Source organism: Variovorax sp. CCNWLW225 (assembly GCF_037204045.1).
In the GTDB taxonomy this organism is placed as follows: Bacteria; Pseudomonadota; Gammaproteobacteria; order Burkholderiales; family Burkholderiaceae_C; genus Variovorax.
Map to the genome: position 1 here is coordinate 47382 of NZ_JBBCBV010000021.1, position 20326 is coordinate 67707.

25 protein-coding genes are annotated in these 20326 nt (G+C 65.8%); 13 read left to right on the forward strand and 12 right to left on the reverse strand.

The genetic code is table 11. The annotated features are described in order from the left end of the window. Positions 1 to 12: 12 nt before the first annotated feature. Positions 13 to 1005 (reverse strand): polyprenyl synthetase family protein, encoded by a 993-nt coding sequence (locus tag V9L20_RS23865; protein ID WP_258502152.1) that lies wholly within the window; start codon positions 1003 to 1005, stop codon positions 13 to 15. A 191-nt stretch (positions 1006 to 1196) separates the two neighbouring features. Here V9L20_RS23865 and rplU point away from each other — a divergent pair, with 191 nt between their 5' ends. From rplU to proB, 4 genes are all read left to right on the forward strand, one after another. Then, a complete protein-coding gene (rplU, locus tag V9L20_RS23870; protein ID WP_337298489.1) occupies positions 1197 to 1508 on the forward strand; it encodes a 50S ribosomal protein L21 in 312 nt (103 codons plus the stop codon). A 21-nt stretch (positions 1509 to 1529) separates the two neighbouring features. Beyond that, on the forward strand, positions 1530 to 1790 hold the full coding sequence (gene rpmA, locus V9L20_RS23875) for a 50S ribosomal protein L27 (RefSeq protein ID WP_028259150.1): 261 nt from the start codon (positions 1530 to 1532) through the stop codon (positions 1788 to 1790). 70 nt (positions 1791 to 1860) lie between these two features. Continuing rightward, positions 1861 to 2937, forward strand: a complete 1077-nt coding sequence (gene cgtA, locus V9L20_RS23880) for an Obg family GTPase CgtA (RefSeq protein WP_258502151.1) — start codon at positions 1861 to 1863, stop codon at positions 2935 to 2937. Positions 2938 to 3046: 109 nt separating this feature from the next. Then, positions 3047 to 4186, forward strand: coding sequence for a glutamate 5-kinase (gene proB / locus V9L20_RS23885; RefSeq protein WP_337298490.1), 1140 nt, complete (start codon positions 3047 to 3049; stop codon positions 4184 to 4186). A 34-nt stretch (positions 4187 to 4220) separates the two neighbouring features. On the opposite strand, the gene V9L20_RS23890 is transcribed toward proB, so the two are convergent. Together V9L20_RS23890 and V9L20_RS23895 are read right to left on the reverse strand one after the other, a co-directional pair. Beyond that, complete coding sequence (locus tag V9L20_RS23890; RefSeq protein ID WP_258502148.1) at positions 4221 to 4814, reverse strand: CNP1-like family protein; 594 nt, start codon at positions 4812 to 4814, stop codon at positions 4221 to 4223. Then, positions 4762 to 5430 carry an RNA pyrophosphohydrolase gene (locus V9L20_RS23895; protein WP_126747149.1) on the reverse strand — a complete coding sequence of 223 codons (669 nt, stop codon included), beginning with the start codon at positions 5428 to 5430 and terminating at the stop codon, positions 4762 to 4764. The genes V9L20_RS23890 and V9L20_RS23895 overlap by 53 nt, the downstream gene beginning before the upstream one ends. Before the next feature lie 143 nt (positions 5431 to 5573). On the opposite strand from V9L20_RS23895, the gene V9L20_RS23900 reads away from it, so the two are divergent. Beyond that, the gene (locus tag V9L20_RS23900; protein WP_337298491.1) at positions 5574 to 7319 is read left to right on the forward strand and encodes a proline--tRNA ligase; all 1746 of its coding nucleotides are present in this window, start codon (positions 5574 to 5576) and stop codon (positions 7317 to 7319) included. Continuing rightward, entirely contained in the window at positions 7316 to 7972 is a 657-nt protein-coding gene (locus V9L20_RS23905) for a lytic transglycosylase domain-containing protein (RefSeq protein WP_337298492.1), read from the forward strand. The genes V9L20_RS23900 and V9L20_RS23905 overlap by 4 nt, the downstream gene beginning before the upstream one ends. A 24-nt stretch (positions 7973 to 7996) precedes the next feature. On the opposite strand, the gene V9L20_RS23910 is transcribed toward V9L20_RS23905, so the two are convergent. From V9L20_RS23910 to hemA, 6 genes are all read right to left on the reverse strand, one after another. Then, the gene (locus V9L20_RS23910; protein WP_337298493.1) at positions 7997 to 9280 is read right to left on the reverse strand and encodes a hemolysin family protein; all 1284 of its coding nucleotides are present in this window, start codon (positions 9278 to 9280) and stop codon (positions 7997 to 7999) included. 144 nt (positions 9281 to 9424) lie between these two features. Then, positions 9425 to 9928 carry a cupin domain-containing protein gene (locus tag V9L20_RS23915; protein WP_258502143.1) on the reverse strand — a complete coding sequence of 168 codons (504 nt, stop codon included), beginning with the start codon at positions 9926 to 9928 and terminating at the stop codon, positions 9425 to 9427. A 17-nt stretch (positions 9929 to 9945) separates the two neighbouring features. Continuing rightward, the gene (gene grxD / locus V9L20_RS23920; RefSeq protein WP_124960760.1) at positions 9946 to 10275 is read right to left on the reverse strand and encodes a Grx4 family monothiol glutaredoxin; all 330 of its coding nucleotides are present in this window, start codon (positions 10273 to 10275) and stop codon (positions 9946 to 9948) included. A 31-nt stretch (positions 10276 to 10306) separates the two neighbouring features. Beyond that, the gene (gene prmC / locus V9L20_RS23925; RefSeq protein WP_337298506.1) at positions 10307 to 11155 is read right to left on the reverse strand and encodes a peptide chain release factor N(5)-glutamine methyltransferase; all 849 of its coding nucleotides are present in this window, start codon (positions 11153 to 11155) and stop codon (positions 10307 to 10309) included. Positions 11156 to 11157: 2 nt separating this feature from the next. Beyond that, positions 11158 to 12246: a peptide chain release factor 1 gene (prfA, locus tag V9L20_RS23930; RefSeq protein ID WP_337298494.1), complete on the reverse strand. Its 1089-nt coding sequence runs from the start codon at positions 12244 to 12246 to the stop codon at positions 11158 to 11160. Between the two features lie 100 nt (positions 12247 to 12346). Further along, on the reverse strand, positions 12347 to 13618 hold the full coding sequence (gene hemA / locus V9L20_RS23935; protein WP_157615526.1) for a glutamyl-tRNA reductase: 1272 nt from the start codon (positions 13616 to 13618) through the stop codon (positions 12347 to 12349). 142 nt (positions 13619 to 13760) lie between these two features. Between hemA and V9L20_RS23940 the strand changes: the two genes are divergently transcribed. Both V9L20_RS23940 and V9L20_RS23945 read left to right on the forward strand, forming a co-directional pair. After that, complete coding sequence (locus V9L20_RS23940; protein WP_337298495.1) at positions 13761 to 14039, forward strand: hypothetical protein; 279 nt, start codon at positions 13761 to 13763, stop codon at positions 14037 to 14039. Positions 14040 to 14188: 149 nt separating this feature from the next. Next, positions 14189 to 14965 carry a Crp/Fnr family transcriptional regulator gene (locus V9L20_RS23945; RefSeq protein ID WP_258502139.1) on the forward strand — a complete coding sequence of 259 codons (777 nt, stop codon included), beginning with the start codon at positions 14189 to 14191 and terminating at the stop codon, positions 14963 to 14965. 36 nt (positions 14966 to 15001) lie between these two features. Here the strand turns inward: V9L20_RS23945 and V9L20_RS23950 are convergent, their stop codons facing one another. The 3 genes from V9L20_RS23950 to flgA form a co-directional block, all read right to left on the reverse strand. Then, positions 15002 to 15448, reverse strand: coding sequence for a flagella synthesis protein FlgN (locus tag V9L20_RS23950; RefSeq protein WP_337298507.1), 447 nt, complete (start codon positions 15446 to 15448; stop codon positions 15002 to 15004). A 5-nt stretch (positions 15449 to 15453) separates the two neighbouring features. Further along, complete coding sequence (gene flgM / locus V9L20_RS23955; protein WP_157615518.1) at positions 15454 to 15750, reverse strand: flagellar biosynthesis anti-sigma factor FlgM; 297 nt, start codon at positions 15748 to 15750, stop codon at positions 15454 to 15456. A gap of 82 nt (positions 15751 to 15832) precedes the next feature. Continuing rightward, the gene (gene flgA, locus V9L20_RS23960; RefSeq protein WP_337298496.1) at positions 15833 to 16549 is read right to left on the reverse strand and encodes a flagellar basal body P-ring formation chaperone FlgA; all 717 of its coding nucleotides are present in this window, start codon (positions 16547 to 16549) and stop codon (positions 15833 to 15835) included. Between the two features lie 162 nt (positions 16550 to 16711). On the opposite strand from flgA, the gene flgB reads away from it, so the two are divergent. From flgB to V9L20_RS23985, 5 genes are all read left to right on the forward strand, one after another. After that, positions 16712 to 17116 (forward strand): flagellar basal body rod protein FlgB, encoded by a 405-nt coding sequence (flgB, locus tag V9L20_RS23965; protein ID WP_157615516.1) that lies wholly within the window; start codon positions 16712 to 16714, stop codon positions 17114 to 17116. Positions 17117 to 17133: 17 nt separating this feature from the next. Next, complete coding sequence (flgC, locus tag V9L20_RS23970) at positions 17134 to 17550, forward strand: flagellar basal body rod protein FlgC (protein ID WP_337298497.1); 417 nt, start codon at positions 17134 to 17136, stop codon at positions 17548 to 17550. A 25-nt stretch (positions 17551 to 17575) separates the two neighbouring features. Next, positions 17576 to 18262 (forward strand): flagellar hook assembly protein FlgD, encoded by a 687-nt coding sequence (locus V9L20_RS23975; RefSeq protein WP_337298498.1) that lies wholly within the window; start codon positions 17576 to 17578, stop codon positions 18260 to 18262. A gap of 89 nt (positions 18263 to 18351) precedes the next feature. After that, complete coding sequence (gene flgE, locus V9L20_RS23980) at positions 18352 to 19566, forward strand: flagellar hook protein FlgE (RefSeq protein WP_258502135.1); 1215 nt, start codon at positions 18352 to 18354, stop codon at positions 19564 to 19566. A gap of 7 nt (positions 19567 to 19573) precedes the next feature. Next, positions 19574 to 20323 (forward strand): flagellar basal body rod protein FlgF, encoded by a 750-nt coding sequence (locus V9L20_RS23985; RefSeq protein ID WP_258502134.1) that lies wholly within the window; start codon positions 19574 to 19576, stop codon positions 20321 to 20323. Positions 20324 to 20326 lie beyond the last annotated feature (3 nt).

Sequence of the window (20326 nt, forward strand, 5' to 3'; positions counted from 1 at the left end):
CTTGTGAGGTGTTCAGGCACGTCGCTCAAGCAACTGAGCCGCCAATTGTAGCAAACCGTCGGCGTGCAAATTGGACGGAAAGTCGCGCAGTGCGTGAATCGCACGTTTCGCTTCGTCGGCGGCCGCGGCACGCGATGCTTCCAGCGCCCCGGTGCTGTGGACGATTTCCACGATCTTGCCCAGTTGGGCCGTGTCGCCTGCCTGGATTGCCGCGCGCACCAGTGCGGCCTGCTCGGCGTTGCCGCGCCGCATGGCGAAGATCAGTGGCAGCGTGGTCTTGCCTTCACGAAGGTCGTCTCCCACGTTCTTGCCTGTTTCATGCGCATCCCCGGCATAGTCGAGCACGTCGTCGATGACCTGGAACGCCGTGCCCAGGGCTTGGCCGTAGGTGGCGCAGGCCTCCTCGACTTCGGGCGTGGCGCTGGCCAGAACGGCGGCAAGCCGCGTGCTGGCTTCGAAAAGCTTGGCGGTCTTGGAGCGGATCACGCGCAGATAGGCGGCTTCGTCCAGCGAGGCGTCATGCATGTTCATCAACTGCAACACTTCGCCTTCGGCGATCACGTTGGTCGCTTCGGCCAGAATTTGCATGATGCGCATGTTGTTCGCATCCAACATCATCTGGAAGGCGCGCGAGTACAGGAAGTCGCCGACCAGCACGCTGGCCGGGTTCCCGAACGATTCGTTGGCCGTGGGGCGCCCGCGCCGCAGGGTCGATTCATCGACCACGTCGTCGTGCAGCAGCGTGGCGGTGTGGATGAACTCCACCACCGCCGCCAGGTTGAAGCGCTGCTCGCCGGTGTACCCAAGGGCTCCCGACATGAGCAGCAGCAGTGCCGGGCGCAGCCGCTTTCCCCCTGCGGAGATGATGTATTTGGAAACCTGGCTGACCAGGGGCACGCCCGTATCGAGGCGCCGCGCAATCACACGGTCGACTTCGACCATGTCGCCGGCGATCAAATCCAGCACGGTGGCGGTGGGGGAGGTATCGGCGGCGTGAACTGGCAAGGCGTTTGCGCGCGGCGCGTCTGAGTACGGAAGGTAGCGGCGGCACAAGGCCGGAAGGCGCAGATTATAGGGACGAGCTGGAGGCCGTCCGGGGCCGGCCTGGGCCGAAACCATGTTAGCGCGTGCAAACCGTGCTAGAATCTAGGGCTCTGCGGAATTCGCCGTAGAGCTCATATTCCCAAGAGGTTCACATGTACGCGGTCATAAAAACCGGCGGCAAGCAGTATCGCGTTGCTTCCGGCGAAAAAATTAAAGTAGAACAGATTGCTGCGGATGTAGGCCAGGAAATCGTGATCGATCAGGTTCTCGCAGTCGGCAACGGCAGCGAAATCAAGGTCGGTACGCCCCTGGTGTCCGGCGCAACGGTGACAGTCACGGTACTGTCGCACGGCAAGCACGACAAGGTTCGCATCTTCAAGATGCGCCGTCGTAAGCACTATCAGAAACGTCAAGGCCATCGCCAGCAGTTCACCGAACTGCAAATCGGCGCGATCGCCGCTTAACCCGGCATAGGAGCAGATTCCATGGCACAGAAAAAAGGCGGCGGCTCAACGCGAAACGGGCGCGATTCCAAGCCCAAGATGCTCGGTGTGAAGGCCTTCGGCGGCGAACTGATCAGCGCAGGCTCGATCATCGTGCGCCAGCGCGGCACCCAGTTCCACCCCGGCGTGAACGTCGGCGTGGGCAAGGACCACACGCTGTTCGCACTGGTCGACGGCCACGTGTCGTTCGGCGTCAAGGGCGCACTGAACAAGCACATGGTCAACGTGACCCCCGCGGCATAAGCCCAGGTCACTTCGATCAGCTCGAAGCCCCGCTTTGCCGGGGCTTCTTCATTTGTACACTGGATACCCCATGAAGTTCGTCGACGAAGCCTTCATCGACATCGCCGCAGGCGATGGCGGCAACGGCTGCGTGTCGTTCCGTCATGAAAAATACAAGGAATTCGGCGGCCCCAACGGCGGCGACGGTGGTCGCGGCGGCCACGTCTACGCGGTGGCCGATTCCAACCTCAACACCCTGGTCGACTTCCGCTACTCGCGCCGCCACGAGGCCAAGCGCGGCGAGCACGGCATGGGCTCCGACATGTTCGGCGCGGCCGGCGACGACATCGTCCTGAAGATGCCCGTCGGCACCATCATCAGCGATGCCGAAACCGGCGAAGTGCTGTATGAGCTGCTGAAAGAAGGCGAAGTCATCACCATTGCCAAGGGTGGCGACGGCGGCTTCGGGAACATGCGCTTCAAGAGCGCCATCAACCGCGCTCCCCGCCAGAAAACGCCTGGCTGGCCCGGCGAAAAGAAAAGCCTCAAGCTCGAACTCAAGGTGCTCGCCGACGTCGGCCTGCTCGGCATGCCCAATGCGGGCAAGTCGACGCTGATCAGCGCCATCTCGAACGCGCGACCGCGCATTGCGGACTATCCCTTCACCACGCTGCATCCGAATCTCGGCGTGGTTCGCGTGGGCCCGGAGCAGAGTTTCGTGGTGGCGGACCTTCCCGGCCTGATCGAAGGCGCTTCGGAAGGGGCCGGCCTGGGCCACCTGTTCCTGCGCCACCTCCAGCGCACCCGATTGCTGCTGCACGTCATCGATCTCGCGCCGTTCGACGAGTCCGTCGACCCCGTGGCGCAGGCCAAGGCCATCGTCGGCGAGCTGAAGAAGTACGACACCGCGCTCTACGAGAAGCCGCGCTGGCTCGTGCTCAACAAGCTCGACATGGTGCCCGGCGACGAGCGCGCCGCGCGCATCAAGGACTTCGTGAAGCGCATGCGCTTCAAGGGGCCCGTGTTCGAAATCTCCGCGCTCACGCGCGAGGGCTGCGAGCATCTGGTGCAGGCGGTGTATCAGCACATCAAGGCGCAGCAGGTGGCTGAACAGGTTCCGGCCGAGGTCGATCCGCGCTTCACCGAATTGCCGCCCGATCCAAACTGAGAGCCGCGCGGCCTCGTCGGGCATCCGATGCCCGCTTCGGGGCCGATGCAACAAGCTTTCCACACATAGCAGAACAAGCAGCTTTCAAGACCGACCGCCACAGCCTCAAATGACCTCGAATTCCGGATCCACTGCATTGCGGGACGCCCGCCGAATCGTCGTCAAGGTGGGCTCGAGCCTCGTCACCAACGAAGGACGGGGTCTGGACGAGGGCGCCATCGGCGAATGGTGCCGCCAGCTTGCGGCGCTGGTGCGCGATGGGCGGGAGGTCGTGATGGTGTCGAGCGGCGCCATTGCCGAAGGCATGAAGCGTCTTGGCTGGCGCACCCGGCCGCACGAGGTGCACGAGCTCCAGGCGGCTGCGGCCGTCGGGCAGATGGGCCTGGCCCAGATGTACGAGACCAAGCTGCGCGAGAACGAAATGGGCAGCGCGCAGGTGCTGCTGACCCATGCCGACCTCGCCGACCGCGAGCGCTATCTCAATGCACGCTCCACGCTCGTCACGCTGCTGAGGCTCGGCGTGGTGCCGGTCATCAACGAGAACGACACCGTCGTCAACGACGAGATCAAGTTCGGCGACAACGACACGCTCGGCGCACTCGTCGCCAACCTGGTCGAGGCAGATGCGTTGGTCATCCTCACCGACCAGAAGGGCCTCTTTACCGCCGATCCGCGCAAGGACCCGGACGCCAAGTTCGTGCACGAGGCGGCGGCGGGCGATCCCGCGCTCGAAGCCATGGCGGGCGGAGCGGGCTCCAGCCTCGGCCGCGGCGGCATGATCACGAAGATCCTGGCGGCCAAGCGCGCCGCCGGCTCCGGCGCTTCCACCGTGATTGCCTGGGGCCGGGAGCCCGACGCCCTGCTGCGCCTGGCACGCGGTGAGCCGATTGGCACGCTCCTGGTTGCCCAGACGGCCAAGCACCAGGCGCGCAAGCGCTGGATGGCCGACCACCTGCAGCTGCGCGGCTCCGTGACCGTCGATGCCGGCGCCGCGGCCAAGGTGCGCGCAGAAGGCAAGAGCCTGCTGCCCATCGGCATGACGAGCGTCTCGGGTGAGTTTTCGCGCGGCGATGTGATTGCCGTGCGCGACACCGACGGCGTCGAGCTGGCCCGCGGCCTTGCCAACTACTCGAGCGTCGAAGCCCGCCTGCTGTGCCGCAAGCCCTCATCGGAGTTCGAACGCTTGCTGGGCTATGTTGCGGAGCCAGAGATGGTGCACCGCGACAACATGGTGTTGATGCCGAGCTGATGAAAAAAACGGGGCCCAAGGCCCCGTTACTGTTTCACTGAACTTCGCGAACCGGATTGCGCAGGTTTCGCACCATGTCCCCGACCGAATTGCGCGGCGCATTGCCGCGGCACAGCGCCTGGGTCGACAGTGCCTTCGCGTAGCGCGAGTTCAGGTCGTCGATGCGCTTCCATTCGGGCGTCTTGGTTTCCTGCCAGGTCCCGTTGTTGTAGCGGGCATAGCTCTTCATCTCCGCGGTCGAGCAGCGCACGCCTTCGTAGAACGCGTTGGCGCCCCCGCCGTTGCGGTTCTGCGCCACCACCACGTAGCGCACGATGCCGTCCGGCGTGATGGCGATGGTGTTCGGATCGACGCCGAACTTCAGCGTCATGTAGGGAGGCATCTCGATCGGTAGCAGACGGCTCTCGCTGAATGCGGGCGGCGGTGGCGCCGTGGTTTCCGCCCACTCGGTGTCCGCCTCGGTCCGCTTGGGCGGCGGCGGCATGCCGGACTGCGCCCAGTCGGGGTTGTCGGTGTCGTGCTTGCCCGATGCGCATCCGGCAAGCACGGCCACGCACAGGAGAAGCAGGGCGCGTTCAGCGTTGCGACGGAAGGAAAGGCGCTTTGTTGTCGGGAGAAGAAGGTTCATCGCTCACTGAAGGAATGTCGGGATGCGGATCGAAACTGCCGCCGGGCGGCAGGTCCAGGCCCGCGGGCGCGCCGCCGTCTGGCGTGTGGCGCTCGAACTCTCGGGCGCGAACATTGCTGCGCAGAAAACGGTTGCGGAAATCCTGCCGCGGCAGGTAGCGAGCGAGCTCGGTCAGTGCCATCTCGTAGACGCCGCGTTTGAATTCGACGACCACATCGAGCGGCACCCAGTAATCGTGCCATCGCCAGGCGTCGAACTCGGGGTGGTCGGTCGCACGCAGGTTCAAGTCCCAGTCGTGACCGATCAATTGCAGCAAATACCAGATTTGCTTCTGGCCCTTGTAGTGGCCCCGTGCGTCACGGCGAATGAACCGATCCGGCACCTCGTAGCGCAACCAGTCACGGGTACGGGCCACGATGCGCACGTGCTCCGGATGGAGCCCGACTTCCTCGTGCAGTTCCCGGAACATGGCTTGTTCGGGACTTTCCCCGCGGTCTATGCCGCCTTGCGGAAACTGCCAGGAATGCGTGCGTATGCGTTTGCCCCAGAAAACCTGGTTTCTCTGGTTGAGCAGGATGATGCCGACGTTGGGCCTGAAGCCGTCCCGGTCGAGCATAATCAAACCCCAATTTTTGAACTGAGTCGATTATGCATGCCGGGTTGCGCTCGGCAAGCGGCCAGTTCGAGGCTCACGGGTTCCCGGAGGTCTCTCCCGGCGCCTGTTTTCCCTACGACTTTGAATCCACCAGCGCGATCCCGATGAAAGCTTCCCGATTTTTTGTCTCCACCCTCAAGGAAGCGCCGGCCGACGCCGAAGTCGCGAGCCATCGGCTCATGATGCGCGCCGGCATGATCAAGAAGCTCGGCACCGGCATCTATACGTACATGCCCATAGGCCTGCGTGTGATCCGCAAGGTCGAGGCCATCGTGCGCGAGGAAATGAACCGCGCCGGCGCCGTCGAGCTCACGATGCCCGTGGTGCAGCCGGCCGAGTTCTGGCAGGAGACCGGCCGCTTCGACAAGATGGGCCCCGAGCTGCTGCGCATCAAGGACCGGCATGACCGCGACTTCGTGATTCAGCCGACCAGCGAAGAAGTGGTGACCGACATCGCGCGCCAGGAAATCCGCAGCTACAAGCAGCTGCCGAAGAATTTCTATCAGATCCAGACCAAGTTCCGTGATGAGCGCCGTCCGCGCTTCGGCCTCATGCGTGGCCGCGAGTTCATCATGAAGGACGCCTACAGCTTCGACCGCGACCTGGACGCCGCCAAGGCTAGCTACCAGGTCATGGCCGATGCGTACCGCCGCATCTTCGACCGCTTCGGCCTGCGCTACCGTGCCGTGGCGGCCGACAGCGGCGCCATTGGCGGCGACCTGAGCGAAGAGTTCCAGGTGATTGCCGCCACCGGCGAAGACGCCATCGTCTATTGCCCCGAGAGCAATTACGCCGCCAACATGGAAAAGGCCGAGGCGCTGCCCCCGGCCGGCCCGCGCCCGGCCGCGGCCAAGGCGCTCGAGAAAACGTCCACCCCCGGCAAGAGCACCTGCGCCGATGTGGCCGAGCTGCTCGGCGTGCCGCTCTCGACCACGGTCAAGTCGCTGGTGCTGGCAACCGACATCGTCGATGAGACCGGCAACCTGAAGGGCTCGCAGGTGTGGCTGCTGCTCTTGCGCGGCGACCACGACATGAACGAGATCAAGGTCAGCAAGGTGCCGGGCCTGGACAAGGGCTTCCGCTTCGCGACCCTGGCCGAGATCGAAGACCACTTCGGCTGCAAGCCCGGCTACCTGGGCCCGCTGAACCTCAAAAAGGCCGTCAAGCTCGTGGCAGACCGCGAAGTTGCCGTCATGGCCGACTGGATCACCGGCGCCAATGAGATCGACTTTCACATGACCGGCGTCAACTGGGGCCGCGACCTGCCCGAGCCCGAGCTCGTGGCCGACCTGCGCAACGTGGTGGCGGGCGACGCTTCACCCGACGGCAAGGGCGTGCTCGCCATCGAGCGCGGCATCGAGGTCGGCCACGTGTTCGTGCTCGGCACCAAGTACAGCAAGGACATGAGCGCCACCTATCTTGACGAAGCCGGCAAGCCGCAGTTTCTCGAGATGGGCTGCTACGGCATCGGCATCACGCGCCTGCCCGCCGCCGCCATCGAACAGAACCACGACGAGCGCGGCATCATCTGGCCCGACGCGCTGGCGCCGTTCACCGTGGTGGTCTGCCCCATCGGCATGGACCGCAGCCCCGAGGTCAAGGTGGCCGCCGAGGCGCTCTACGAGCAACTGCTCGCAGCCGGTGTCGACGTGCTGCTTGACGACCGGGGCGAACGCCCGGGCGCGATGTTCGCCGACTGGGAGCTGATCGGCGTGCCGCACCGCGTGGTCATTTCCGACCGCGGCCTCAAGGAAGGCCAGCTGGAATACCAGCATCGACGCGACACCGCGGCCACCAAGGTGCCGGCCGCCGGCATCGCCGAGTTCATCACCGGCAAGCTCGCGAAATGAGCGTGGAGGGCGGACTCTCGCGACGCCAGTGCCTGGGCGCCGCCGCGGCGGCGGGCGCCCTGGCGGCGCTGTCGCTGCCGCAAGCCGCCCATGCCGGCGCGCAGATCGAAGAGCCGCTGATCGACTCGGTACGCACCGCGCTGAGTTCGGCCATTCACAACAAGGCGCCGCCGGTTCCCGAGTTTTCGAGCACCGAAGCCCGCTTGAACTATCTGCGCTGGCTCGGCGAAATGAGCGAGCGCCTCAAGAAGAAGATTGCCGACTGGCCCACGCGCAAGGAGTTCCTGCAGACCGTCTGGTATGAAGCCAAGCGCTCCGGCCTCGACGTGAGCCTGGTGCTGGGGCTCATCCAGGTCGAGAGCAACTTCCGCAAGTTCGCGGTGTCCAGCGCCGGTGCGCGGGGCTACATGCAGGTCATGCCGTTCTGGACCCGCGTGATTGGCGACAGCGACCCCGCCAAGCTGTTCCACATGCAGACCAACCTGCGCTTCGGCTGCGTCATCCTGCGCCACTACCTCGATCGCGAGAAGGGCGACCTGTACATGACTCTCGGCCGCTACAACGGCAGTCGCGGCAAGTCGCCGTACCCCAACGCCGTGTTTGCCAACCAGCGCCTCTGGACCTTCGTGGAGAGAGACCGCGCGGCCGCCTGATCCTGCGCGCAGACTGGGGGCGAGCTAAGTCTTTGTGACCATCACCTGGTCAATGCGGTAGCTGTCGACGTCCATCACCTCGAAGGTGTAGCCGCCCCAGCTCACGCTGTCGGTGCGCTTGGGCACGCGGCGCAGCATCACCATCAGGAAGCCCGCCAGGGTTTCGTATTCGTCCGAATGCGGCAGCTCGTCGATGTGCAAGGCACGCTGCACGTCCTGGATCGGCGTCACGCCGTCGATCAGCCACGAATTCTCGTCGCGCTTCACGATCTGCTCTTCGTCCGGCAGCGACACCAGGTCGCCCATCACCGTGCTCATCACGTCGTTGAGCGTGATCACGCCCACCACCAGGCTGTATTCATTGACGATGATCGCGAAGTCTTCATGCGCCTGCTGGAACTGCTCGAGCACTTCGGTGAGTGACAGCCGGTCGGGGATGACCAGCGCCTTGTGCAGCGGCAGCCCCTTGTCGAAGGCCAGCGGCTGCCCGCTCAGCACGCGCTGGAACATGTCCTTCGCATCGACATACCCGAGCACGTGGTCGATGTCGCCGTCGCATACCGGGTAGGCCGAGAAAGGCTCGGCCACGATGCGCGCGCGCAGCACCGACTCCGGGTCGTCGTGCAGAAACCAGGCGATGTTGTCGCGCACCGTCATCACGCTGCTCACCAGGCGCGTGTCCAGTTCGAACACATTGGCGATCACCTGTTGCTCGCGCACCGCGAGCACGCCCGCGCGCGCGCCGGCCTCGGTCATGGCCAGGATGTCGGCCGAGGTGATCTTGTCGTCGCGCACGAGCGGCATGCCCAGCACCTTGAAGAGCATGTCGGTCGAACGGGTGAACAGCCACACCAGCGGCTTGAACGCCGTGATCAGCAGCAGCATCGGCCCAACCATGCGCACGGCGATGTGCTCCGGGTTGCTCATGCCGAGCCGCTTGGGAAACAGGTCGGCGAAAACCAGGAACACCGCGATGACGATCACGAACGAGCACAGGAAAGCCACGTTCGCCGAGGCTTCCACACTCATCCAGTTCTCGAAGAAGCGCGCGAAGTACGGACTGAGCGAGCCCTCACCCACCACGCCGCCGAGAATGGCCACCGCGTTGAGGCCGATCTGCACCACCGTGAAGTAGTGGCCCGGTTGCTCCTGCACGCGCAGCACGCGCTCGGCCCGCGGGTCGCCGTCGTCGGCCATCTGGCGCAGGCGCAGGCGCCGCGAGGCGGCAAGAGTGATCTCGGCAAGTGAGAAGAATGCGCTCATCGCGATCAGAAAGACGATGATGAGCAGGCTTTGGGTCAGGGTCATGGTGGCACTTCGAAGAGTGCCATGGTGCCATGGCCCGGGCACGTTCCAGCGAACACCGCGGAACCGGCTTTGCCGGGCCGCCGGTGTTGCCCCCGGAAAGGGGAAGGGAGAAGCGACACGCAGTGCGCGCAGCCGGGGGAGAGCCTACATCCCGCCGTGCGGGTGCGTCGGATCGACCCAGAGCACCGATTCCGGTTTTTCCACCGGCTCGATGTCGAGGTTGACGGCCACGGCCTCGCCGTCGCTGCGGCAAAGCACGCACTCGAGCGGCTCGGTCGCGCTGGCGTTGATTTCCTGGTGCGGCACGTAGGGCGGCACGTAGATGAAGTCGCCCGGTCCGGCTTCGGCCGTGAACTCGAGCTTTTCGCCCCAGCGCATGCGCGCGCGGCCGCGCACGACATAGATCACCGATTCGAGAGGCCCGTGGTGATGCGCGCCGGTCTTGGCGTCGGCATGGATGGTGACGGTGCCGGCCCACAGCTTCTGCGCACCGACGCGGGCAAAGTTGATGGCTGCCGCCCGGTTCATGCCGGGCGTCTGGGCCGTGTTGACGTCGAGCTGGTTGGCCGCGACCACGCGCACGCCGTCGTGCTTCCACGCCGGCGCCGGAGCGCCATCGTGCGAGTGGCCGTCGTGGTCGTGGCTCATGGCGGGCCTGAAAAGAATCAGGCGGGGTTGCTGCCGCCCAGCACTTGCTGCAGCTCGCCCGATTCGTACATCTCCATCATGATGTCCGAGCCGCCCACGAATTCGCCCTTCACGTAGAGCTGGGGAATCGTCGGCCAGTTGCTGTATTCCTTGATGCCCTGGCGGATGCCGTCGTCTTCGAGCACGTTGACCGTCTTGAGCGTCTTGGTGTCGACGCCGACCGCCTTGAGGATCTGGATTGCACGGCCCGAAAAGCCGCACATCGGAAAGCTCGCGTTGCCCTTCATGAAGAGCACGAGGTCGTTGGTCTTGACGAGGTCGTCGATGCGTTGTTGAGCGTCGGACATGGGGACTCCTGAAAAAGTGGGCTTAAGGGGATTATTTCACCGGGCGCCAGATTCCGCCGGAACAGCGCGCGATGCCGGCAAGGTCATCGCGGCTTTGGACTTCCGCGAAACCGCGTGTTTCCAGCAACTGGCGCACGGCCGCGGCCTGGTCATGGCCGTGTTCCAGCAGCAGCCAGCCGCCTTCTGCGAGGTGTGAGGGCGCGTTCTGCACGATCTGGCGGATATCGTCGAGCCCGTCGGCCCCTGCCACCAGCGCGGCCGGGGGCTCGTGCCGCAGCGCGGGCAGATGCGGATCGTCAATGGCGATGTAAGGCGGATTGCTGGCGATGACCGCGTAGCCGTGAGCCGCGCCCTCCAGCCAGTTCGCCTGGCTGAACCGCACCGGAAGGCCGAGGCGCTCGGCATTGGCCTGGGCGACGGCCAGTGCGTCGGCGCTGGCATCGACCGCATCGACCTGCGCGTCCGGCCGCGCATGCTGCAGCGCCAGCGCGACGGCCCCGCTGCCGGTGCCCAGGTCGAGCACGCGCGGCGCATCACGGCCTTCGAGGCATTCCAGGGCCCACTCGACCAGCGTTTCGGTGTCGGGGCGCGGCACCAGCACCCGCGCGTCCACTTGCAGTGAAAGGCCGTGAAATTCCTTTTCGCCGAGCAGGTAGGCCACCGGCTCGCCCTTCCGCCGGCGCGACAGCCGTTCCGAGAGCATGGACCACGCCGCATCGGACATCGCATCGGTGTCGTGCGCCAGCAGCCACGCGCGGTCGTGCGGCGCGCGGCCCAGCGCATGCAGCAGCAGCAACTGGGCATCGAGCCTGTCGATGCCAAGCGCCACCGCCGCAGCCAGCGCCTGCGCCACGGTGGACGGCGTGGTGGCAGTCGTCATCGTCACGCCGGCAGGCTCGATTCGAGCTCGGCCAGCTGCTCGGCCTCGCGCGCGGCGCGCAGGGCGTCCAGCACGTCGCCGAGGTCGCCCTCCATGATCGCCAGCAGCTTGTAGAGCGTGAGATTGATGCGGTGGTCGGTGAGCCGGCCTTGCGGAAAGTTGTAGGTGCGAATGCGGTCCGAGCGGTCGCCGCTGCCGATCAGGCCCTTGCGCATGGCCGCATCCTTGGCGGCGCGCTCGCTGCGCTCCTTCTCCTGGATGCGCGCGGAGAGCACCTGCAGCGCCTTGGCCTTGTTGCGGTGCTGGCTGCGGTCGTCCTGGCACTCGGCCACGATGCCGGTCGGAATGTGCGTGATGCGCACCGCCGAATCGGTCTTGTTGATGTGCTGGCCGCCGGCGCCGCTCGCGCGGTAGGTATCGATGCGCAGGTCGGCCGGGTTGATCTGCACCGCCACCGTTTCGTCGGGCTCGGCGAGCACGGCCACCGTGCAGGCGCTGGTGTGGATGCGCCCCTGGGTTTCGGTGGCCGGCACGCGCTGCACGCGGTGGCCGCCCGACTCGAAGCGCAGGTGCCCGAACACGTCGTCGCCGACGATGCGGATCACCACTTCCTTGTAGCCGCCGAGCTCGCTTTCGCTCTCGCTCACCACCTCGCAGCGCCAGCCGGCGCGCTCGCAATAGCGCGTGTACATGCGCAGCAGGTCGCCAGCGAACAGCGCCGATTCGTCACCGCCCGTGCCGGCACGGATTTCGAGGAATGCGTTGCGCGCATCGTCCGGGTCCTTGGGCAGCAGCAGGCGCTGCAGTTCTTCCTCGAGTTGGGTCAGCTCGGCCTCGGCACCCGCAATTTCTTCCCGTGCCATCTCGGCCATGTCGGGGTCGTCGAGCATTTCGCGCGCTCCGGCAATGTCGGCTTCGCGCTGCTTGTAGCGTTCGAAGCGGCCCGCGATCTGCGTGATTTCGGCATGCTCGCGCGAGATGGTGCGGTACTGCGCCATGTCGCTCATGATGTCTTCGCGCGACAGCAGAAAGTCGAGTTCGCCGAGGCGCTGCGCGTAGCGCTCGAGTTGGTAGCGCAGAAAAGGTTTCACGTCGAAAGAGGGACCGAAAAAGAAGGAGGGAGCGCGGCTCGCGGCGGCAAGGCGCGGGATGGCCGCGGCAACCAGGCCGGGCCGGCGGCGGCAAGCGTCGCTAACGCTCTTTGCGCAGGAAGAGCCGCGAAATCGTCTGGGCCGTCTGCTCGCGCGAAGCCGCGTCGCCCGCATGCAGTTCGGCCAGCGCGCCGTGCAGCATCTTCTGCGTGAGACCGCGCGACATGGCCTCGAGCACCGCATCGACCGATTCGCCCTTGGCCAGCAGCTTGCGCGCGCGGGCCATCTCGGCGGCGCGCCACTCGTCGGTCTGGGCGTTGAGCTGCTGAATGAGCGGCACCGTGCCGCGCTGGCGCAGCCAGTGCATGAAGCTTTGCACGCCGGCGTCGATGATGACCTCGGCCTGCGCCACCGCCGCCTGCCGGTTGGCCTGGCCCTGCTGCACCACCTGGGCGAGATCGTCCACGGTGTAGAGATAGATGTCCTCGAGCGCCTTCACCTCGGGCTCGATGTCGCGCGGCACCGCCAGGTCGACCATGAACATCGGGCGGTGCTTGCGGGCCTTGAGCGCGCGCTCCACGGCGCCCAGGCCGATGATGGGCAGCGTGCTCGCGGTGCAGCTCACCACGATGTCGAATTCCGCAAGCCGGCTCGGCAGGTCGGCCAGCCGCATCGCCTCGCCGCCGAAGCGCGAAGCCAGCTTTTCGCCGCGTTCGAGCGTGCGGTTGGCAATGGCAATGGACTTCGGGTCCTTGGCCGCGAAGTGCGTCGCGGCCAGGTCGATCATTTCGCCCGCGCCCACGAACAGCACGCGCGTCTGGTGCAGGTCTTCGAAGAGCTGCCCGGCCAGCCGGACCGCGGCAGCCGCCATGCTGATGGAATGCGCGCCGATCTCGGTGGCGGTACGCACTTCTTTCGCGACCGCGAAAGACCGCTGGAACAGCTGGTTGAGCGTGCTGCCGAGTGCACCGGCGGTTTCTGCCGCGCGCACGGCGTCTTTCATCTGCCCGAGGATCTGGGCTTCGCCAAGCACCATGGAGTCGAGCCCGCTGGCCACCCGGAAGGCATGGCGCGCAGCCTCGTCGTCATGCAGCGTGTAGGAGTGCGAGCGCAGCAGCGCCGGTGCCACGCCGCCGTTTTCCGCCAGCCAGCCAACCGTGTGGTCGAGCGCGGCGTGCTCGGCGGCGCAATAGATCTCGGTGCGGTTGCAGGTAGAGATGATCGCGGCCTCGACCTGCGGATGGCGGCCGGAGGCGAACGAACTGCGCAAACTCTGCAGCGTGGGGGCCAGCTGATCGAGCGCGAACGCAAAACGACCGCGCAGATCGAGCGGCGCGGTCGTGTGGTTCAACCCGAGGGTCCAGACTGACATATCTCCTGATTATAAAATCAGCAGGAGCTGCGCGGCTGCCGAGGGGTTTGCCGCATAACCAGCAACACGAAAGGGCGCCGCGGGCGCCCTTGGCTTTATCTGGCGGTCCTCGCCTCGACTCCTCCCTTTACTTTCCCCCTCCATGTCCCTCCTGGATCTACTCAACCACCTGCTCAACTTCGTGGCGCCTGCCCTGGCCGTCGGGTTCATGTGCGCGCTGGCGGGCCCGGTTTTCGGCCGCCGGGCGGCAGGTGCGCCATCCTGGTGGGTCCAGGGGGCAATCAACTTCGGCGTGGGGGTGCTGGCGCTTGTGGGCGGGCTGGTCTTTTCTGGTCGCGATGGCGCGATGCTCACCTACGCAGTGCTTGTCGCGGCCTGCGCTACAAGTCAGTGGACGGTCTCGAAAAGTTGGCGGAAATAGGTCAGTAGGGAAACAATTGTTACGCCTTGCGTGTCAAGATGTTACTTAGGTTAATATATTAATTGGAGTGGTAATTTTTCACACTTGAGAACGATTTTGGGCAAACTGCCTTGAGCATGCATTGGCAAGACGGCCCACGGACGGTATAGATGTATTTGCATCCTCTTATTGCCAGCGTTCCCCAGGAAGAACGGGCAGCGTTTGTCCAGCGCATCGAACTTCGTTCCTACCGCCGAAACGAGGTCGTGCTGGGTGCGGATGACTGGACCGACCGTGTGTACTGCGTTGCCACCGGCCTGCTGCGGGTGGTGGTGCAAGGCAGCGAAGACAGCGGCGATGTCACCACCGACTTCATCCGCCAGGACGATCTCTTCCTGAATGCCGCGCCCATCGAGGAGCGCTACCAGCCCGGCGCCATGCTGATTGCGGCATTGCCCACCTCTCTCTACCTTGTGCCCACGCTGGAGCTGCGCGCCCTGTGCGAGCGGCACCCTGCCGTGACCATGGGGCTGCTCGAAGTGGTGATGAAGCGCACCACGGTGCTGCGCAGGCAGATCCGGCAGATTTCCTCGGCCTCGTCCGAGCGGCTCATCAGCCGCATCCTGCATGAGCTCACGGTGCTGGCCCCCGGCACCGGCGGCGGCTACGACAAGCGCATCACCCAGTCGGTCATCGCTTCTTATTCAGGGCTTTCCAGGATGCAGGTCAACAAGACCATGCGGGACCTGGAACGCCGCGGCCTGGTCAGGCGCGACGAGCACGGGGTCTACGTTCCGCCGCACTTCGCGTCGTCGGACTTCCAGGAGCTTGCGCCCGGCGAGGCGAGCCCCCCGAGCCCGCCCGCGAACCCGCCCGGCGAGGTGGGCCCATCGTTCTTTTCGGAATTGTTCGAGGCGCCCAAGTCGGGCAAACCCCGCAAGGGCTGAGGCCGCTCGAGGCGGCCGCTCCCTGGTGTTCCCTGGCTAGCCGACCGCCAGCCGGGTTCCCGTGCCGCTTGCGGATTTGCGGATGCCGTCCGGCCCATAGAAAGGCTGGGCGCTGGCCTGCAGGTAGTGCAGCGCGTTCTGCGTGAAATCCAGCTGGCTGTACACCATCGAACCGTTGCGGCGGTTGTCCGCCCTGGCTTGCTCCGCAAGCTCGACCAGTGCCGTCCACGCGGCGAGCGACGCTTCGCCGTCGGCGGCCGCGGCCGCATCGGCGCCCGTGCGGCCGGGTTCGAATCCGCGCGCCACTTGGGCCGACTCCCGGGCCTGGTCGAGTGCCGCGATGCGGTCGAGCAGGCCTGTCTTGCGTTCGGTCAGCTGGGGCAGCTCCGCGAAGCGGCCGTTCTTCATGGCGTCCGCTTCCTGGTCGAGCAGGGCCAGGAATTCCTCCACGCAGGACTTCTCCGCCAGCAGGTGAACCAGCATGGTGCTCACAGCTTTCCGTTTTCGTGCAGCAGTTCGCGCACGCTGCTCAGCAGGCCGCGGGCGATCCGCTCGGGATGAATTTCATAGCGCCCGGCCCGGATGTCCTCGCGGATGGCCGCCACGCGCGCAGCGTCGAAGTCGGCGTTGGGCGCGTCGGGCAGCGAATGCACCTGGCCCGACGAGAGCTGCACCACGTCCTTGCCGCCCTGGACGGCCTCGGTGCCGCTGGCTGGCGATGACGATGCGCCCTTGCTGGTTCGGGTGAGCAGGGTGGCCGAAGGGGCGGATGGATCGATTTTCAAGATGGTTCCTCAAAGGGCTGCCTTGTGTATCGGCAGGTCGGGCCAAAACTTTAGGGCTTGGCGCATTGCGCGGTGAATTCGGCTACTGCGCCAGCCGGATCTGGCCTTCCTCGTCGGCCACGCCGCTGACCAGGCGGCCGTCCAGGGTCTTGGCCCGCACTGTGGAGCCCGCCCCGGCGCTGGTCATCGCCCGGGCTTCGGTACTGACACTGTAGCCCGGTCCCTCGGCAACCACCTTCACCGTCTGGCCCTGCTGGATCACGGCCACGCCGCGCACCAGTTCGCGCCGCAGCGGCGCCCCCGATGCAATGCGGTTGGCCGCCACCACGCCTTCGAGCTCCGCGGCGTCCGTGACGACGGAGCGGGGCAGGGCGGTGAGATCGCCGTTGCGCGCGGCAAAGTCGCCCGCGCCCAGGGCCTTTCCGGTTTCGATGTTCCGCAGCGCGACGAAGTAGCGCCCTTCGACCGCGACGTGGGCCAGCACGAAGCGGGTCCATGGCTTCTGGTCCGAATGGCAACGCAGGCCGACCGACACGCGGCCCCAGGCCGCGGCGCCGCGAGGCAGAAAAGCCTCGAGCGCATCGCAGGGCGGCAGCGGGCCGGAGCCGGGCGCCTCCACGCGGATGCCGACCTTGCCCGGCAACCCGGCGGTCTGCGCCTGCAGCAACTTGTCCACGGCGGCGCGCGCGTCGCCTTCAAGTGGCGCCGCGGCAACGGATGTGGCCGCCGCGAATCCTGCCGCCAAGGCTGGCAGCACGATCTTCAGGAGGCGCTTGTGGGAGTGGGGTTTTTCCATCATGGGTGCCTGGCAATTCTAGGAAGACGCACCCGATCCGAAGATTCGAAGTGCACCCCAAATGCCCCTTTGTTCGGCCCATTGCGAAAGCAGTGCATGCATAGACTCGCTTTCCATCAGTCGCCATGCCCGCCAGGGACGCGATGCCACAAATGATGGAAACACATGATCGACAAGCTGGACGCGGCACTGCGCTTCAACCGCGAAGCACTCAATCTTCGGACACAGCGCCAGGAAGTGCTGGCCGCCAACATCGCACACGCGGACACGCCCAACTACAAGGCGCGTGACTTCGACTTCGCCAGCCGCCTCACGCAGGCGGTAGAGCAGGGGCGCGGAGGGCAGTCGGTGCAAATGGCCGCTACCTCGTCGCGCCACATCCAGGGCCAGGCCTCCTCGATGCCCGACCGCGACCTGCTGTATCGCGTGCCGAGCCAGCCCAGCATCGACGGCAACACCGTCGAGATGGATGCCGAGCGCATCAACTTCGCCGACAACGCGCTGCGCTACGAGGCCAACCTCACGGTGGTCAGCGCCAAGATCAAGTCGCTGCTCGCCGCGGCGCAATAAGCACAGGAGAGCTACGCATGCCGCATCCCAGCGCATCCATGAACATCTTCAGCGTGGCGGGCTCCGCCATGTCCGCGCAGTCGCAGCGCATGAACGTGACCGCGAGCAACCTCGCCAACGCCGAAAGCGTGGCCGGTCCCGACGGCAAGCCCTACCGCGCCAAGCAGGTCGTGTTCGAAGTGGCCGCCTCCGGGCAGCAGGACATCGGCGGCGTCAAGGTCGCGCGCGTCGTTGAAGACGCCTCGCCGCTGAAGATGGTCTTCGACCCGAAGAACCCGCATGCGAACCCCGAAGGCTACGTGTCGATGCCCAACGTCAACGTGGTCGAGGAGATGACCAACATGATCTCCGCCTCGCGCAACTACCAGGCCAACGTCGAGGTGCTGAACACCGCCAAGACCCTCATGGTCAAGACGCTGAGCATCGGTCAGTAACCCCCGTACACCCACACAACAAGCCATGGCCATTTCCGACACTTCCTCCATCTCCGGGCTCAACGCAGCCACCGCCGCATCCAGCGCGGGCAATACCTCCGAGGTGGACAGCGAACAGCGCTTCCTGAAGCTGCTGGTGACGCAGCTCAACAACCAGGACCCGCTCAACCCGATGGAGAACGCGGAGCTCACCTCCCAGCTCGCGCAGATGAGCACCGTGAGCGGCATCGAGCGGCTCAACACGGCGCTGAACGGCCTGGTCAATCAGACCGGTGCCAACCAGGTTCTGCAGGCGGCGTCTCTCATCGGGTACAACGTGCTGTCGCCCGGCAACACCATCGGCACCACCGAACCGAAAGCCGGCGAAGAGCCGGCAGCCGTGCCCTTTGCGGTGCAGCTGCCTGGCACGGCCGGCGAGGTCGAAGTGAAGATCGTCAATGCCGCCGGCCACACGGTGCGAACCATGTCGCTCGGCTCGATGACCGAAGGCGTCAACGCCGTGAGCTGGGACGGCAAGGCCGACGACGGCACCGTGGCAGCGCCCAGTTCGTACACCTTCACGGTTTCGGCCAGCAACAACGGCACCGACGTGAAAGCCACCTCGCTGGTCTTCTCGCAGGTGGCGGCAGTCAAGCAAGGCGCCGACGGCATCACCCTCGAGCTGATGTCGGGCAACAGCATCGGCCTGGCCGATGTGCGCATGTTCCTCTGAGTACCTCCCGCATGTGTTTTTCATTGGCAGCGGCCTTGGCGCCGCGAGCCACTTCCATTTTTTCCTCGCACTGAAACAAGGATTCGATCATGGGCTTTTCCCAAGGTATCAGCGGCTTGTCCGCAGCCGCCGCCAACCTGGACGTCATCGGCAACAACATCGCCAACTCCAACACCGTCGGCTTCAAGTCGGGCGCGGCAACGTTCCAGGACGTGTATGCGGGCTCGCGCGTCGGTCTCGGCGTTGCGGTGTCGGGCATCGTGCAGAACTTCACCCAGGGCTCGGTGCAAACCAGCAGCCGGCCGCTGGACATCGCCATCCTCAACGGCGACGGCTTCTTCCGGCTCAGCAGCCCGAGCGGCGAGGTGATGTATTCGCGCAATGGCCAGTTCACGCGCGACAAGGATGGCTTCATCGTCAATGCCGCCGGCCTGCGCCTCACCGGCTATGGCGTTTCCGCCACGGGCGGCCTCGACGGCGGCACGCCGGGCCCGCTGCAGGTTCAGACCACCGCCATGAACCCGAAGGCCACCACCGCCATCGAAGCCCGCTTCAACCTGGACATGCGCGGCACGGTGCCGACCAAGACGCCGTTCTCTCCCACCGATTCGGACACCTTCAACTATTCGAACGCGCTCGGACCGATCTTCGATTCGCTCGGCAGCCCGCATGAGCTCGGCGTCTTCTTCGTGAAAACCGGCGCCAATGCCTGGAACGTGTACGGCGCGGCCGACGGCGCCGCGCTCAACGGCGGCGCGCCGATCTCCACCATGACCTTCGACGGCAACGGCAACCTGCTCACGCCGGCGGGCGGCTCGATCACCCTGCCGACGATGAACTTCGGCAACGGCTCGGTGGCGCTCAATGCCACGGTGGACCTGTCGGGCACCACGCAGTTCGGCAACGCCAACGAAATCAACGCGCTCAAGCAGGACGGCTACACCTCCGGCACGCTGACCTCGTTCTCCATCAACCCCGACGGCACCATCACCGGCAAGTTCTCCAACGAACAGACCACGCTGATGGGGCAGGTCGTGCTGACCTCGTTCGCCAACCCCAACGGCCTGGAGCCGAAGGGCGAGAACGTCTGGGCCGAAACACTGGCCTCGGGCCAGCCGCTCACCGGCACGCCGGGCGCGGGCACCAAGCAGGGTTCGCTTGCTTCGGGCGCGCTCGAGGCCTCCAACGTCGACCTGACCTCCGAGCTCGTCAACCTCATCGTCGCGCAGCGCAGCTACCAGGCCAACGCGCAGACGGTGAAGACGCAGGATCAGGTCGTCCAGACGCTGATCAACATCCGCTGAGTAGCTTATGGACCGCATGCTGTATGTCGCGATGAGCGGCGCCAAGCAGGCGATGGAGCAGCAAGCCTCCGTCGCCAACAACATGGCGAACGCCTCCACGCCCGGATTCCGCGCGCAGATCAACAGCTTTCGCGCAGTGCCCGTGACCGACGGCGGCCCGGAAGCGTCGACACGCTCCTACGTGGTGGCCACCACGCCGGGTGCCGACTTCAGCCATGGTCCGCTGACCGAAACCGGCCGCGCACTCGATGTGGCGGTGCACGGCGACGGCTGGCTCGTGGTGCAGACGCCTGACGGCGGCGAGGCCTACACCCGCGTGGGCAACCTGCAGGTGAACGCAGAAGGCCAGCTGACCACCATGGGCGGGCGCGCAGTGCTCGGCGATGCCGGCGCACTCGTGGTGCCGCCCGGCTCCGCCGTATCCATTGCCGCCAACGGCCTGGTTACGGCGCGCGGCGCCGGCGATCCGGCCATCGGCATTGCCGAAGTGGGCCGGCTGAAGCTGGTCAACCCGCCTACGGTCGATCTGGTGCGCGGCGCCGACGGCCTGTTTCGCATGCGCGAGGGCCTGCCGCCCGCCGAAGCCGATGCCGCCGTCACGGTGACCACCGGTGCCGTCGAAGGCAGCAACGTCAACGGCGTCGAGGCCATGGTGGCCATGATCGCCAACGCCCGCAGCTTCGAAATGCAGATGAAGTCGATGCGCACCGCGGACGACAACGCGCAGTCGGCCAACAAGCTGCTGGCGTACGGCTGAAGC